Source organism: Paraburkholderia sediminicola (genome assembly GCF_046027825.1).
Taxonomy (GTDB): domain Bacteria; phylum Pseudomonadota; class Gammaproteobacteria; order Burkholderiales; family Burkholderiaceae; genus Paraburkholderia; species Paraburkholderia sediminicola_D.
In genome coordinates this window covers 18742-34500 of record NZ_JAQQDU010000084.1, presented here as the reverse complement: position 1 = coordinate 34500, position 15759 = coordinate 18742, and the positions used below count along the sequence as shown (strand labels likewise).

At 64.8% G+C, this 15759-nt stretch carries 9 protein-coding genes; all 9 read left to right on the top strand.

Annotated features, from left to right (window positions below; genetic code table 11):
* The first annotated feature begins 995 nt into the window (after positions 1 to 995).
* The 9 genes from PQQ96_RS32615 (at position 996) to PQQ96_RS32575 (ending at position 15745) form a co-directional block, all read left to right on the top strand.
* A complete protein-coding gene (locus PQQ96_RS32615; protein ID WP_408300195.1) occupies positions 996 to 1493 on the top strand; it encodes a 2-thiouracil desulfurase family protein in 498 nt (165 codons plus the stop codon).
* A gap of 547 nt (positions 1494 to 2040) precedes the next feature.
* Positions 2041 to 3237, top strand: a complete 1197-nt coding sequence (gene wecB, locus PQQ96_RS32610; protein WP_408300193.1) for a non-hydrolyzing UDP-N-acetylglucosamine 2-epimerase — start codon at positions 2041 to 2043, stop codon at positions 3235 to 3237.
* Between the two features lie 343 nt (positions 3238 to 3580).
* Positions 3581 to 5767: a cellulose synthase gene (locus PQQ96_RS32605; RefSeq protein WP_408300196.1), complete on the top strand. Its 2187-nt coding sequence runs from the start codon at positions 3581 to 3583 to the stop codon at positions 5765 to 5767.
* A complete protein-coding gene (locus PQQ96_RS32600; RefSeq protein WP_408300191.1) occupies positions 5764 to 7974 on the top strand; it encodes a glycosyl transferase family protein in 2211 nt (736 codons plus the stop codon). Before PQQ96_RS32605 ends, PQQ96_RS32600 begins: the two co-directional genes overlap by 4 nt.
* Positions 7975 to 8111: 137 nt before the next feature.
* Positions 8112 to 10682, top strand: coding sequence for an NfrA family protein (locus PQQ96_RS32595; RefSeq protein WP_408300189.1), 2571 nt, complete (start codon positions 8112 to 8114; stop codon positions 10680 to 10682).
* 15 nt (positions 10683 to 10697) lie between these two features.
* Positions 10698 to 11459 carry a hypothetical protein gene (locus PQQ96_RS32590; RefSeq protein WP_408300188.1) on the top strand — a complete coding sequence of 254 codons (762 nt, stop codon included), beginning with the start codon at positions 10698 to 10700 and terminating at the stop codon, positions 11457 to 11459.
* Between the two features lie 187 nt (positions 11460 to 11646).
* Positions 11647 to 12675, top strand: coding sequence for an alginate O-acetyltransferase AlgX-related protein (locus tag PQQ96_RS32585; protein ID WP_408300186.1), 1029 nt, complete (start codon positions 11647 to 11649; stop codon positions 12673 to 12675).
* Positions 12675 to 14015 carry an alginate O-acetyltransferase AlgX-related protein gene (locus tag PQQ96_RS32580; protein WP_408300184.1) on the top strand — a complete coding sequence of 447 codons (1341 nt, stop codon included), beginning with the start codon at positions 12675 to 12677 and terminating at the stop codon, positions 14013 to 14015. The genes PQQ96_RS32585 and PQQ96_RS32580 overlap by 1 nt, the downstream gene beginning before the upstream one ends.
* A 5-nt stretch (positions 14016 to 14020) precedes the next feature.
* Positions 14021 to 15745: an MBOAT family O-acyltransferase gene (locus PQQ96_RS32575; RefSeq protein WP_408300182.1), complete on the top strand. Its 1725-nt coding sequence runs from the start codon at positions 14021 to 14023 to the stop codon at positions 15743 to 15745.
* Positions 15746 to 15759 lie beyond the last annotated feature (14 nt).

The window sequence follows — 15759 nt, the reverse complement described above, 5'->3', positions numbered from 1 at the left end:
TTCGGAAAACCACAAAACCGACCCCTTGACACGAGGAGTCATATCGGCAAAAGAAAGCAGCTCGAACCCCCTGCTAAGCGGGTCCCCTGGCTTGGAGGGGGTAGTGGTGCATCTGGAATCTGTGTTCTCGCACATTCGGCGCGAATGACAAGGCAGTCATACTTCCGGCGGCGCTGCGCGCGCCGAAGGGTATTTCACAGAACCATCTGGTCGTTGGGCGCGTGGGCCTCGCTCGACGCCGCGGCTCGCCGTTGCCTCACCAACTTTTCGGCGATGCGCTGGCGTTTCATTCGAAGTGCGAATTCAAAACCTGGACGCGCTAGCGCGACTTGCCAGCCGTTCGAGGCGCCAAGTGGCACGTTCCGAAGCAGCTATATTTTTCAGCACTTCACCGAGACAAAACCGAGGGCCCCCACGGACCTCAAACGAAGCCCTTGGTTTCCTGGGCAACCTGTCCGCACCGAGGCGAAGCCGATGGCTCCCACCGCCCTTGAACGAAGCCCCTGGTTTCCCTGGCAGACCGATCCGCGACGCACGTAGTGCGGAGTGGGAGCTGATGACTCCTTTGTCACTGACGATAAAGGTGCGAAGGCACGGATTCCAGATGCTCCACTATCCCCTCCAAGCCAGGGAACCCGCTTAAGAATTAGCGGTTGGAGCTGCTTTCTTTTGCCTACTTTTCTTTGCAGCAGGCAAAGAAAAGTAGGTGCCCGCCCCGCACAGGGGCGACGCTAATAGACCACTAAGAAATCAAGGAAAGGCCAACACCGTAGGCATACAGAAACAAGCGCCGCGCAGGCAAACAGCTCAAGGAAAGCCCAACGCCGTAGGCAACCCCCCCCATGCCGCCGCCAAAGGCAAAAAAGATCTGCACCACTAAAAAAAACCCCAAACCCACCCCTCACACAAATAGCAAACCAAACCCCGTTACAATCCCCAAACCGCAAAAACCAAACCCAAACCCCAAGCCCCGCAGGGCAACCCCCTCACTTTTAATGCTAAAAATCCTGGTCAGCGCCTGCCTCGCCGGCCACCCCGTCCGCTATAACGGCAAAGCCAAACCCACCCATGACGCGTGGCTGGCCCGCTGGCGCGACGAGGGCCGCCTCGTCACCGTCTGCCCTGAAGTGGCGGCCGGCTTCCCGACCCCGCGCCCACCGGCGGAAATACAGCTGCGCCGCTCAGGCGCCGACGTCCTCACGCACCAGGCGGCAATCAAAGACAACACCGGCACCGACGTGACCGCACTCTTCATCGCCGGCGCTCACCACGCGCTCAACCGCGCCAAGGCAGAAAACTGCCGCTATGCACTGCTCGCCGACGGCAGCCCCTCCTGCGGCAGCACCTTCATCTACGACGGCGCGTTTAGCGGCCAAACCCATCCCGCGACCGGCGTCACTGTCGCGCTGCTGCAACAGCACGGCATCCGCGTATTCGCGGAGTCACAGATCGCCGAGTTGGCCGAAGAAATCGAACGCGAATCCGGTAAGTGAGACGCAGAGTCAACCCGTGCGGGAAGCGCATGGTATTGCCGAAGTGTTAACCAGTCCGTAGATAACGTTTGCGCCGTCTTAATTTGCAGATGATTAAATTTATACAAATCAGGCAATTCGATCGTTAAATAACATTTAACATTTACGGATTTGAAGAATGTCAGGCGATATTTAACGCTTCGATAAAAATATATGGAAAACGTTTGCGGCGCCTTAATCACCCGGCTACGTCGGCAAAATCCCGGATTCAAACCGCTCCGGCGGTGGTCTACGTGCAACACATAGACCATATCTATCGCGAAATTGGCGGAAATACGCGTTAGAATGCGCGGCGATTCACTATCAATGGCCGCTCGTTCAAACGAGGTTCGCGTGAATCCAGTCGGCAGTTATTGCATCCGATCGATTCGTTCCCGCGTATCCGGGAACTGCCGGTAAATATCGGCGACGGGCAAGTCAGATCGGTAAGTTTGAGGGTTCGCGATATTAATGCGGTCCCCCGCATCGCCCGCCGCCAATAAGACATTCATAGAGAAATCGAGGACCTATGCCAACGAGGATTTTGTCGATTTTCGGCACGCGGCCGGAAGCCATCAAAATGGCGCCACTAGTCAAACAACTGGAAATCAACGCCGACATCGAATCGGTGGTCTGCGTCACGGGGCAGCATCAGCAGATGCTCGATCAGGTGCTCGATCTGTTCCAGATCAAGCCGCATCACAATCTCGCCCTGATGACCGGCAACCAGACCCTCAACGGCCTGGCGTCGCGTCTCATCGCGTCGCTCGACGACGTGCTCGCAACCGTTCAGCCCGATCGCGTGCTGGTGCATGGCGATACGACCACCGCATCCGCGGCGGCGCTGGCTTCGTTTCACCGGCGCATTCCAATCGGTCACGTGGAGGCAGGTCTGCGTACCGGCAACCTGATGCAGCCATGGCCGGAAGAGATGAACCGCCGCGTGGTCGACGTGATGAGCGATCTGATGTTCGCGCCCACCGCGAGCTCAAAAGCGAACCTCGCGCACGAAGCGTTGCACGGCAAGATCATCGTCACCGGCAATACGGTGATCGACGCGCTGAACCTCACCACCACACGCATCGACAACGACGCGGCACTGCGTGCCGAGCTCGACGCACGCCTACCGTTCCTCGATGGCGCGCTGCCGGTGCTGCTCGTTACGGGCCATCGCCGTGAGAGCTTCGGAGCGGGCTTCGCGAACATCTGCGCGGCACTCGCTGACCTGGCCAAAACCAACACGGTGCAGATCGTCTATCCGGTGCACCTGAATCCCAATGTGCGCGGCCCCGTGCAGGAAACCCTCGGCACGGCGCGCAACGTTCATCTGATCGATCCGCTGGATTACCTCGGCTTCGTGCGCCTGATGCAGCGCGCGTCGATCATTCTCACTGATTCGGGCGGCGTGCAGGAAGAAGCGCCCGCGCTCGGCAAACCGGTGCTGGTGATGCGCGACGTGACCGAACGTCCGGAAGCGGTGGCGGCCGGCACGGTGCGCCTCGTCGGCACGGAGCGCGAAGCGATCGTGCGCGCGGTGACGGGCCTGCTGGAGGACGCGAGCGAGCGCGATAACTTCGCACATTGCATCAATCCGTACGGCGATGGCCATGCATCGCAACGGATCGTCGCTGCCCTGACCGGGCGTCCGTTTGACGAGTTCGTGAGCGGCGACATCGGCGAGGCTCGCCAGGTTGCGCGCGTTCAGCTCGACGAAGCTGTGCAGTAGCTTCACGCAGGCCGTCGTTCTGCCGCATGCCAAACGCTCGCAGAGGCGGGCAGGGCAGGCAGACTCGGCCGTGGGTCTTTCCGGCAGGTGGCGCCGCTTGTGGCTATCGCACATCAAGGCCTGGGCACCTGAGCCGTCGGGCAGGCGCGGACAGTACCGCGAACGCCGGCTGGACACCCTCGGAGCGACGTTGCACAACCACCGGCAGGACCATCGGCTAGCCAACCGGTGAGGTTACCCGCACCAGGCGGGATCGCAGTTCCAGACAATCCATGCAGTGCAAATCAGCTTCATCGTTTGCGCGCTTATTACGAGACAAGACCACGTGACCTCCAATACGCCAATGCGCCGCCGCGCGCTCCCCCGCCTGAATGCACTTGCTGCGCTGCTGTTGCTCGCCGCGACGGCCCATGCTCAACAGCCGGCCGACGTCGCAGGCAGCTTCGCGCAACTCGGCAGCGGCCGCCTCGCGACGCGTACGGTGTCGCTGGCTGAATTGGGGATGCGCGATCCGGTCGTGCTGCATGCGCCGGACGGTCGTCAGGAGCTGTATCTGCCGGTGCCGGCCGGGGTGTCTTTGAGCGATGCGGCCTTGCAGATCGACGGCAGCTATCTGCGCGGCAACGGCGGCCGTACGACCATGCTGGTGTCGCTCGACGGCGCCCCGGTGCTGTCGCGCAGCCCGACGCAAGACCAGGGTGATGCGTCGGCGAGTCTCGGCGTGGACGGCGCGGCACGGCCGAGCGGCTTCGTGCGCGTGGGCCTCGACTGGTCGTCGGTACTCAGCGATAACGTCTGTTCCGATCAGACGGCGATCGGCAACGTCTGGCGCATCGCGCCGACTTCGCGTCTGACCTATCGCTACGATCCGGATGCGATCGTCGATCTGCGCAGCGCATGGAGCGCGTTGCCGCATGAGCCGGTGGTGATGCTCGGTGCGCGTACGCTTGCCGCGCCGGCGTTCGATGCGGGTTGGCGCGTCGAAGCGCTGCTGCAACGCGAAGGCCGCGCGCCGGCAACGCGGGCATGGCCGGCTGTGGGCGACACGGTCGATCTGAGCGATATCGCGGTGCCGGCGCCGCTGCGCGCGGTTCCGGCTTTTGCCGCGCTGGCGGCGGGCGGCTCGCACAAGCTGGCGAACCCGGCGGAAGCGGGCGCCCTGATCGCGCTCACGCCGCGCTCGGCTTTCGCGCCGGATGTGATCGTCGCCGACGATACCGTGCGCAACACGCTGAAAACCTCGCTCGATGCCTTGCGTGAACAGGTGGTCAGTTCCGCGCCTGGCGCGAGCGAGGCATTCGATGCATGGCGTGCCCGCGCGAACGATCCGATCGCGAAGCCGCTCGCCTCGGGCGAAGTGCGCCTTGCGCATCTCGGCGGCCAAACCGCGATCGTGGTCGGCGATAACGACGGCGTCGCGGTCCTCGCGCGCACGTGGCGTCCGATCGACGTGACGAGCCGCCTCGTGGTTCATCAGATCGACACCGCGCCGAACTCGCACGGTGACGAGATCGCGCTGTCGCTGCTGGGCGGCCAGCCGCGCACGCTCGACGTGCAAGGCCGCGCCACCTGGGACGCGAATTTCGATCTGGGTGCGGCCTCAGGCAACGGCAAGCTGCCTGGCACCGTGGTGCTCGACGTGGCCGCATCGCCGACGTCGAACAACACCGCGCAAACCGCGTCGGTCTATTTCAACGACGTGCTGATCGGCTCGCAACTGCTGACCGCCAACGGCAAGCCGCAGCGCATTACCGCGCGGGTGCCGCATTACGCGCTCGCGCCGAGCAACCTGCTGCGCGTGGTGTTCCAGCGTCAGCCGGAAGGCGGCTGCCAGCCGCGCGGCCAGGGCCATCCGATTGCCGTGCTGCCGAGCAGCCATCTGACGCTCACCGATGCGAAGATCGGCGACGACTTCATTGGCATGGTGGCGCGTTTCGCGTCGGAGGCGAATGTGATCGTGCCGGCCTCGTATCTGAACGACGCCATGCAAGTGCTGCCACGCGTCGCGCGACTGGCGAACGCGAGCGGCATTGCGCCGACGCGTGCGAACTTCAGCGTCGCGCCTGACGGCCAGGCGTTGAGCCCGAAGGGCGCCTTCCTCGCCGCCGACGTCACGCTCGCCGATGAGAAGAGCCTCGCACGCCTGTCGAAAGACCGCCTGTCGCTCACGGACGCGTCCGGGAAGATGCTGGCGGACGTGTCGGGTCTGAATCGCGTCGGCGTGATCGAAGCGGTCAAGTCGGGCAGCGTGTCGGGGATCGCGTATCGCACGGTGGGCGACACGGCGGCAATCCTGCCGGCGTCGTTGCAACTGTCGCGCGGCGACGTCGCGATCGTCGACGGCAGCGGCACGCTGCGCCAGTTCGATACGCGCCATCCGGGCGAAGTAGTCGACGCGGAAGACGTGCAGGGCCCGTGGTTCATGCAGAGCTGGGTGCGCTGGGGTATCCCGGCGGGCCTCGTCGGCTTGCTGATCGTGTTGCTGCTGGTCGCCAACGTGGCGCGCCGCAGGAATCAGGACAAGTCGTGAGCCTCGCGCTAATCAAATGGTATGTGGGCTACGCGGTCGCCCACTATTACCAGGGGCTCGAATACGTCGCGGCGCTGGTGGCCTTCGTCATCCTGCTGTCCAGCCTCGACGATCTGTTTATCGACGCCTGGTACTGGACCCGCACGCTCTATCGCCGCTTCACGGTGCAGCGCACCTACAAGCCGCTCACCAGCGCACAGCTATATCAGCGCGAAGAGCAGCCGATCGCGATCATGGTGCCCGCGTGGCACGAATACGACGTGGTCGCGGCGATGATCGAAGACATGGTGCGGGTGATGGACTACCGCAACTATGTGGTGTTCGTCGGCACCTATCAGAACGACCCGCAAACCATCGCCGAGGTCGAACGGATGCGCCGCCGCTATAAACAGCTGCGTCGCGTGGAAGTGCCGCACGACGGTCCGACCTGCAAGGCCGACTGCCTGAACTGGGTGATCCAGGCGATCTTCAAGTACGAGGCCGAGGCCGGCATCGAGTTCGCCGGCGTGGTGCTGCACGATAGCGAGGACGTCCTGCATCCGGTCGAACTGCGCTTCTTTAATTACCTGCTGCCGCGCAAGGACATGATCCAGTTGCCGGTGGCCTCGCTCGAGCGCAACTGGTTCGAACTCGTGGCCGGCACCTATATGGATGAGTTCGCCGAATGGCACGCGAAGGATCTCGTGGTCCGGGAGAGCCTCGTCGGCTCGGTGCCGTCGGCGGGTGTCGGCACGTGTTTTTCGCGGCGCGCGCTGCTCGCGCTGAACGCTCAAACCGACAATCAGCCGTTCAACACCGAAAGCCTGACCGAGGACTACGACGTCGGCGCGCGTCTCGGCAAGATGGGCATGCAGTCGATTTTCGCGCGCTTTCCGGTGCAATTCGCGACGCGCCGCAAGGCGTGGTTCGGCCTCGGCCGCGAACGCGACATCACCGTGACGATGCCGCTGTGCGTGCGCGAATTCTTCCCCGATACGTTTCGTACCGCTTATCGGCAGCGTGCGCGCTGGACGCTCGGCATCGGCTTGCAAGGGTGGAAGCAGACCGGTTGGAGCGGCTCGCTTGCCAATCGCTATCTGCTGTTCCGTGATCGCAAGGGCATCGTCACCGCGTTCGTCGGCATCATCGCGTATGCGCTGGTGATCCAGTTTCTGCTCTTCGCCGGCGCGGATCTGCTGGGCTGGATGCCGGAGTTGATCGCCTCGCCGTTCGCCGATTCGAAGTGGCTGCAAGTGCTGTTGTGGGCCAACGGCTGGGCCTTGCTGTTGCGCGTCGTGCAGCGGATCTATTTCGTGACCCTCCTGTACGGCTGGGAGCACGGCGTGCTGTCCGTGCCGCGCATGGTGGTGGGCAACTTCATCAATTTCATGGCGGTGTCGCGTGCGTGGAAGATGTTCCTCACGCACCTCGTGACTGGCAAGCGTCTGGCATGGGACAAGACCATGCATGACTTCCCGTCCGCCGACGGCTTTAACAATCGCCGCCAGCGTCTGGGTGAACTGTTGCTCTCGTGGCAAGCCATCGATCCGGACAAACTCGAACAGGCGCTCGGCGAAAGCCATGCGCGTGAGGCGCCGCTCGGCCGTGTGCTGATGGCCAAGGGTTGGCTCGACGAGGAAACCCTTGCGGAAGCGATCGCCTTTCAGGCTGACCTGCCGCGTGGCCGCGCGGTGCTCGAACGCACCAAGGACGACGCCGAGCGGTTGCCGCTCGAAGCGATCGTGCGCCATCGCGTGTTGCCGCAGGTCGACGCCGCGGGTGGCCGCACGATTCTGCTGACCGCGAGTCCGCTCTCCGAACCGGTGCTTGCGGAATTGAGCGCGCTGATCGAGGGACCGGTTGCGCAGGAGATCGTCCGTGAGGGCGAGATCGCGGCGGGGCTGCGCGTGTTGCGCGGCGTCGGGATCGCGGCGCTGGCGGGCGAGGGCGTGCAAGCGGGCGCGGTGGAAGGTGCGTCAGCGGACGCATCGCCGGCCGCCGCCGTGCATGTGCCTGCACGCAGCGTGCCGCTGATCGGCGATCTGCTGATCGAGCATGGCCACGTGCGCCGTGAGGCCTTCGAAGCGGCGATGCAGCACTACCGCCCCGATCGCCATGGCCTGATCGGCGACTACATGGTGGCGCGCGACGTGATCTCGCGTGCCGCACTCGAGAACGTAATCCAGCAACAGCGCCGCCTTCAGGGCGCTCTGGCGGCATCCGAATGATCGATTCATTTTTCACCCGGCGTGCGTGGATGGCGCGCGCTTCGTTGGCGGCTTCGGCTTCTGACTCAGCGGCCGCTTCCGCGTCCGCGTGCGCTGCAACTACAGCTTCAAATGCGGCTTCAACTACGGCTCCGATTGTGGCGTCCGCATTCACCTTGCGTGCCGTCACCGCTGCAATGGTGGCGGGCACCTTGTGCCTGAGCAGCGCGGTGTATGCGCAGAGCACGGCGGCTGCGTCTCAGGCGGCCCCATCCGAACAGAATGCGCTGCCATTGAACGGCGCCGCCTATCGGGTGGCGCAGGAAGCATATGCCGCCTATGGGCGCGGCGACTATACCGGTGCAATCGCGCGGGCGCGCGAAGCGATCCGCCAGCGTCCCGACGTCGTGTCGCTGCGGGTGCTGCTCGCCAACTCGCTCGCAGCGCTTCGCCGTTATGGCGAAGCCAGCCGCTCGCTCGGCGACGCGATCGCGCAGATCGGCCGCGATCCGGCGTTGGTCTCGCGTCGCAAGCAGATCGATGCGCTAAACGCGTCGACCCGCGCGGTCGCACGTGCCGGGCGGCAGCAGCCGGCTGACCCGGACGCGCTGACCGGCGCCGCGTTGACGGCCGCGCAGCAGGCCTACAAGGCCTATGCAGCGAAGGACTTCACGGGCACCGTCAAGTACGCGAACGAGGCGATTTCGCTGCGTCCCGACCTGCTACGCCTGCGCCTGTTGCTGATCGATGCAGCGAGCGCGGCCGGTCAGGACACCGACGCGTGGAAGGCCGACCTCGATGCAACCCAACGCTTCGGCGACAGCGACGAACTGCGCTTGCGGCGCAGCTTCATCGGCAACCGGCTCGCGCCGAAGTCGTCAGGTGCGTCGTATGCGGCGTTCAGGAAAGGCCACTACGCTCAAGCCGCCGCGCTCGCGCGCGAAACGGTCGCCTATGCGCCGGATCAGGTCGGCTACCGCATTCAGCTGATCGACGTGCTGTTCGCCGCGAACGATCTGCCGGGCGTGCAGGCTGCGGCGAGTGACGCCATTGCTGCCGACGATACGGAAATCATGCCGCTCACGCTGCGTGGCTATGCGTTGGCCGCGCAGGGCAAGACGACGGAGGCCGAGGCGGATTTCGCCAAAGCGCAGCATGCCAACGACGCGACCCAACGCAACAAGCGTGTGGCGCGCGTGATCATCGCCGATGTGTGGATCGCCGAGGGACAGCCGCAACGCGCGCTCGATCTGCTGGCGCCGCTGAAGATGAATGGCGATGACACCGATCCGCCGATCGCGCTGCGCCGTTATCAGGCGCGGCAATTGTTGGCGCATGCGCCGGCAGTTGCCAATGCGTCGAGTGCCTCGAATGCGTCGAACACAGCGACCGCGACAACCGCGACGAATGCAACGACTGCTTCTAGCACACCGACACCTTCGCTCGACCCGGCCCGACGCCCGGTTATCGACTGCGTCGTCGATCAGTTCGGCGCAAGCTGCGATGTCTACGCGGCCGATCCCGGCTTCAAGGCGGCGCGCGCCACGGCGACCGCCGCAGCCGCGAACGACAAAACCGGTGCGGTCGGCTATGCGCGCGAAGCGGTGAAGGCGGCGCCGGACGATCCGCAGCATCGCGTGGAACTGATCAACGCGCTGAGCACAGCCGGCGACGAAGCCGCAGCGACGCGCGAAGCGCAAAAGATGATCGATGCCGGCATGCTCGACGCCATGCCCGACCTGACGGCCGCCTATATCGCACAACGTGCCGGCAACAACCAGCTTGCCTACCAGCGCTTCCGCATGGCCGACAAGGCGGGGACCTTGCCGGCCAGCGCTGACGCCGATGCGGGCTATGCGGCAGTCCAGGCACGCCGCAATCGCGAAGCCGCCCAGTACTTCGAGCGCGCGATCGACGCGAGCGCCAAGCCGGCCGACGACGGCACGCCACCGGCCACACCGGCGCAACTGAACGAGATGCGCAGCGCGCACGCCGAAGCTACCCGCAACTGGGGCTTCGACGCGTCGCTCAACTATCGCGGCGCGGGCATGCAGCCGGGCTATGCGTCGTCGCCGACACCGGGCACGTCGAATAACTGGCAGGCCGGCGTGGAAGCCTACTGGCGTCCGTTCGGCAGTCTCGGCGACCGGATGTTCGAGCTTTACGCGCGCGGTTATGAAAGTTTCGGCGTGAAGAACGGTGGCGCGAGCGGTGTGGATACCTTGCAAGCCACCGTCGGCGCACGCGCCAAGCCGTTTGCCGACATCGACGCGATCGTCGCCTTCGAACGGATCATTCCGATCGGCTCACAGGTCAATCCCGACTGGCTTGCGCGGCTCGCGTATTCGGGCGGCTACGGCATCGAGCGCCGGGTGGATGTGCCGTCGTGGTGGACCGCACAGATCTATGCCGAGACCGGTGCCTACCTGAACGCCGGCTCGGTCTATGCGACCACCAATCTCGAAGTGGGCCGCACTTACCGCATGGACCGTTACAGCCCGAAGTGGACGGTGTTTCCGTATGCGGTCATCGGTGCGGACTACGACTCGAGCATCGACCACAGCATTCCGCTTGGCGCGGGTGTGGGGATTTCGACGCGCTACTGGTTCCGCGACAGCAAATACGACTCGCCGCGCTCGTATGTCGATCTGTCGGTGCAGTACCGCTGGAGGATCAGCGGCGATGACCGTGCGCGCGGCGTGTTCTTCGGCGCGATCTATTCGTATTGAATCCGGACGAATCAAATGAAAAGAATCAGCTTGGGTAAATCGAAGGTCGCAGCAACGATGGCAGCGATCGTGGCCGCAGCCGCGCTGCTGTCGGCAAGCGTGGCGCATGCAGCGGCGGACGATGTCGCGAGTCTGTATGGACCGCAACCGCCCGCCGACGCGTCGTATCTGCGCGTGCTGAACGCGTCGTCGCAGGCGGTGCGCGTCGCGCTCGCAGGCAGCGAGGTGCCGCAGACGCTCGCGCCCGGTGCGGTCACGCGCTTTAGCGTGCTGACGCAAGGCACGCCGACACGCGTCACGGTCGACGGCAAGGTTCTGGCCGATGCCGCTGGTTCGACCAATGCGGCGGCTAATGCACCGGCTAATGCACCGGCTAATGCACCGCCCCGTGCAGGCGATGCCGTCACCGTCGCGCTGCGTCATGACGCGAAGGGGTGGTATGCGACGCGGATCGTCGGTCGCTATGAGCGGGTCGACGGTCTGAAGGCGACCTTGCGCGCATTCAATTTCGCGCAAGGTTGCAGCGCGAAGATCGGCGTGGACGGCAATGGTCCGACGGTGTTTGCGCAAGTGGCCGCGGGTGCGCAGGACGCGCGCGCCATCAATCCAGTCAGCGCGAAGCTGGTGGGGCAGTGCGGCACCGCGGCCAGCGCGGCGCTGCCGTTGCCGACGCTCGCTGCCGGCGACAGCTACAGCCTGTTCGTCACTGGCGATGCCGCAAAGCCGGTGTTGAGCGGCGCGCGCGATGCGCTTGCTTGGCCGCCAGCCGCCAATTGAGCGGGCACACACTGGCAGCAAGAAGTAGCAGCAAGAAGTAGCAGCAAGAAGTAGCAGCAAGAAATTGCAGCAAGAAGAAGCGGGAACACCAAGAGAAGATCGCAATGCGGGCCGCGCTTTGTCGCGCGCGGCGCCGCCGTTGCTCCACACGAGAGATGCTTTAAATCAGTCACGGGGAATTCACGACATGACCGACTCCAGCCGTTCGCTTTTCCAACCGTCCGTCCAGGCCGAACCACTCAACAGCGGCCGTCGTCGCCTGCTGCTCGCCCTGGCCGCGGCGCCGCTCGGCGGCGCGCTATCGTTGCTGCCGCGCTGCGCGTTTGCAACGGCGTCGACCAGCGTGATCGAAGGTCGCAATCTGTGGCTCTATCCCGGCTGGGAAAGTCTGACTGATGACGCGACCCCCGCCTGTCTGAAAGCCGTCGATCTGATTCACCAGGCGACGGACAAACTGGCGGCGCGCGGCATTCACAGCGTGATCGTAATCGCCCCGCTGAAAGCCCGTTCGTGCCCGGAGAACTTGCCGGACGGCACCGCGATGTCCGCGGGTGTCGCCGACCGCTACGCGGCGATTCGCGCGCATGCCGGCTCGCTCGGCCTGCAGATGGTCGATGGCGACGGCGCGATCGCCGCGGTCGACCCCGCGCAGGAAAAGTACATTCGCGCCGACTATCACTGGAGCGGCCACTCCGCCGAAGCGGTCGCGGCGCGCGTCGCCAAACGCCTTACCGCGGCCGGTCCGCTGAAGGGCGCCGACGGTGCGGGCAGCCGGCTTGGCAAGTGGAACGAGGAAGTCCGCTATGGCGACCTCGCGGCCCTGCTGCCGCCGGAGCGCAAGAAGGCGGTGGGCAAGGATCATTTCATCGTGCGCACGGTGGTGGCGTCGTCGAGTCTCGTCGACGGTGGACCACCGGCCGTGCAGGTGGTCGGCAACAGCATGGTCCAGCCGTACCTCGGCTTTCCGCAGAAACTCTCGAACGTAATCGATCGCCCGGTCGGTTTGACGTGGACCTTCGGCGACACCGGCCCGTGGAAGACGCTGCTCAACTACGTGGAATCGCCGGCCTTCAAGGCCAATCCGCCGCAAGCGATCGTCTGGCAATTCAACGAAGGGCAGATGATGAATCTGCCGAGCGCGGGCGGCCAATGGGACGCGGCGTCGGTGATGGCCGATGATGCGTTTCTCGCCCGCCTGAGCAAGGCTATTGCCTGATGAGCGAGTCAGTCGGACGCACAGCAGAGCGCGCGACGGCCCGTACCCCGGCAGGCACGGCGGGCAAGGACGGCGGCGCGGCGCATGGCCACGCGGCAGCGGCGCAAGAGCCACTCGCCGAGCCGCTCGCGCGTGCGCATCGGCGTGTTGCGTGGCTGGTCGCGCTGCTGCTCGGCCTCGGTTGCGCGGGTGCGCTGGTCTCGCTGGTCATGCAATCGCGCAACGGCGCGTCGTTCGATGTGCATGGCTGGCGCGACGGCAGTCTCGGCCACAGCCTTGACCGCGCGATCGACGTGCCTTACGCGCGGTCGTTGCATCGCTGGCAAGCGGCGGCGCGTTACCGCCTGTTCGGCGACCTCGGGCATCAGGTGCGCGAGGGTTGTCCGGGCTGGCTGTTCTATGCGGACGGCCTGCGCGCGCCGGTGCAGCCGGGGCATGATCCTGTCGAACGCGACGACGGCGGCGACGCGCTAACCGATGCGCGTATCGCCTCGTTACATCGTTACGCGGACGCGTTGCGCAGCGCCGGGATTCAACTGGTGGTGGTGACGGTGCCCGACAAAGCGCGCGTGGAAAGCGAAGCGCTGTGCGGGCTCCGCCAGGACGCGCGGATGACGCAGCGTCTGAACGTCTGGAACCGCGCGCTGACCGCAAGCAATATTGCGCACGTCGAATTGCTGCCGGCGTTGCAAGCCGCACGTCCGGCGTTTTTCCGTACCGATGTGCACTGGAATGCGCAAGGTGCGCAAACCGCCGCACAGGTGGTTGGCGCTGCGGTGTTGCCGTTGCTCGGCAAACCCGGTGACACAACATTCACGCATGCGACGGCGCAACCCGCTCCGCGCATCGGCGATCTGCTGACGCTAGCGAATCTGAATGACGTGCCGGACGCCTGGCGGCCGGCGCCGGATGTCGTCGCGGCGGAAACGTTGCAGGCGCAACGCAGCGGCGGCCTGCTCGACGACGGTCCGGCCGCCGACGTGCTGCTCGCGGGCAGTTCGTTCTCGCGCCGCAGCGCGTTTGCTGAGCGTCTCGGCGAGCAACTCGGTCGCGAAGTCTGGAACGTCAGCCTCGACGACGGCCAGTTTGATCGCGCGTTGCAGGCGGTCTGGCGCGAGCGCGCCGCATGGCCGAAGAGCGTGCGTGTAGTGATCTGGGAAATGTCGGAAGACGCGCTGTCGATGCCGGTCGATGTGGCGCCCGCGTTAGCAACTGCTCAAAGCACAGCGGAAGCCGCTAGCGCCACCGCCACTGCGGTTTCGGCCGTGGCCACGGCTACGGGCGCCGGTGCGGCCACGACTCCAGTCGGCGTCGTTGCCGCGCCAGCGAAGCAGGACTGATCCCGATGCTATTCAATTCATTCATCTTCCTCACGCTGTTCCTGCCGCCTGCGTTGGCCGGCTACTACCTGCTTGGCCAACGCATGCCGCGCGCCGCAGCGGCATGGCTTTGCGGCGCGTCGATCGTGTTCTACGGCTGGTGGAATCCGGTGTTCGTCGGCTTGCTGGTCGCGTCGATCGTGTTCAACTACGCGATGAGTTGCGCGATCGTCGCGGCGCCCGCGCAGTCGGCACGCCGCCGCTGGCTGCTCGGTCTCGCGATTGCCGCCGATCTAGCGCTGCTGGTGCGCTACAAATATCTGGCGACGCTGCTCACCGCGCTCGTGCACGCGAGCGGCATTGCGCCGGCTGACTGGCTCGCGCACGGCATGCAGGACGTGATCCTGCCGCTTGGCGTTTCGTTCTTCACCTTCACGCAGATCGGCTATCTGCTCGATTGCAATGCGGGGATCGTCAAAGAGCGCGACCCGCTCGGCTACGTGCAGTTCGTCACGTTCTTTCCGCATCTGATCGCGGGGCCGATCCTGCATCACAAGGAAATGATGACGCAGTTTGCGCAGCCGGCCACGTATAAGCTGCGCGCGGAAAATCTCTCGATCGGCGCGTTTGTTTTCACCATCGGTCTTGCGAAGAAGGTGTTGTTCGCCGATACCATCGCGCCCTTCGCCGACGCGGGCTTCGCCGCGGCGCACGAATTGCAGTGGCTGGCGGCGTGGGGCACCTGCCTTGCGTACGCGCTGCAGCTTTACTTCGATTTCTCGGGCTATTCGGATATGGCCGTGGGCCTCGCGAAGATGTTCGGCGTGCGCTTTCCGTTGAACTTCAATTCGCCGTTCAAGGCCGCCAGCATCATCGATTTCTGGCAGCGCTGGCACATGACGCTCACGCGTTATCTGACTGCCTATCTGTACTACCCGATGGCGATGCGGATCAATCGCAGCCGTGCCCTGCGTGGCCTGCCGATCGGCCGTCTCGCGCAACGCTCCACGAGTGGTTTTCTCTCGACGGTCGCCGTGCCGACGTTCTACACGATGGCGCTGGCCGGCATCTGGCACGGCGCGGGCTTGCAGTATCTGATTTACGGGTTGCTGCACGCGTCGTATCTCACCGTGAACCACGCTTATCGCGCGTGGCGTGCGGCAGCCGCGCGGGCAGGTGGGGCGCGCGCGACCGGCGCGGTTGCAGCGGGAACAGCGGGAACAGCGGGAACAGCGGGAACAGCGGGAACAGCAGGGCCGGCTCTGGTGTTAGGAACCGCTGGGACCGCGGCTGCAATCGCCATGGGTTTCAAGGCACGCGTTCGCCATGCGGGCAACGTCCTGCTGACCTTTGTGGCCGCGCTGGTCGCGTTTGCGTTTTTCCGCGCACATGGCGTCGGCGATGCGTTCGCCTTACTGCAAGGTATGGCGGGTCTGCACGGTGTCGAAACGCTCGACTGGCCCGCGTGGGGTACGGCAAACATGGGCCCGGCCGGGTGGCTGCATCTGGTCGCCGGCCGCTCGACGCTCGCGTTGCAGATCGCCGCACTGCTCGCGATCGTCTGGTGTACGCCGAATTCACATCAATTGATGGGCCGTTTCTCGCCGGCACTCGAACGCGCGGCCGAAGGTCTGCCGGCTGCACTGACATGGCGGCCGTCGCTGCGCTGGACCGTCGCGATGCTCGGCGTGCTCGTATTCTGCGTCGCGCAGTTGCATGGTGAAGTGCGTTTTCTCTATTTCCAGTTCTGATTGCCGGAATGACA

Excerpts from the sequence above, each read along its gene's own strand:
- PQQ96_RS32615 (WP_408300195.1), top strand. The coding sequence starts at position 996 with ATGCTAAAAATCCTGGTCAGCGCCTGCCTCGCCGGCCACCCCGTCCGC.
- wecB (WP_408300193.1), top strand. The coding sequence starts at position 2,041 with ATGCCAACGAGGATTTTGTCGATTTTCGGCACGCGGCCGGAAGCCATC.
- PQQ96_RS32605 (WP_408300196.1), top strand. The coding sequence starts at position 3,581 with ATGCGCCGCCGCGCGCTCCCCCGCCTGAATGCACTTGCTGCGCTGCTG.
- PQQ96_RS32590 (WP_408300188.1), top strand. The coding sequence starts at position 10,698 with ATGAAAAGAATCAGCTTGGGTAAATCGAAGGTCGCAGCAACGATGGCA.
- PQQ96_RS32585 (WP_408300186.1), top strand. The coding sequence starts at position 11,647 with ATGACCGACTCCAGCCGTTCGCTTTTCCAACCGTCCGTCCAGGCCGAA.
- PQQ96_RS32580 (WP_408300184.1), top strand. The coding sequence starts at position 12,675 with ATGAGCGAGTCAGTCGGACGCACAGCAGAGCGCGCGACGGCCCGTACC.
- PQQ96_RS32575 (WP_408300182.1), top strand. The coding sequence starts at position 14,021 with ATGCTATTCAATTCATTCATCTTCCTCACGCTGTTCCTGCCGCCTGCG.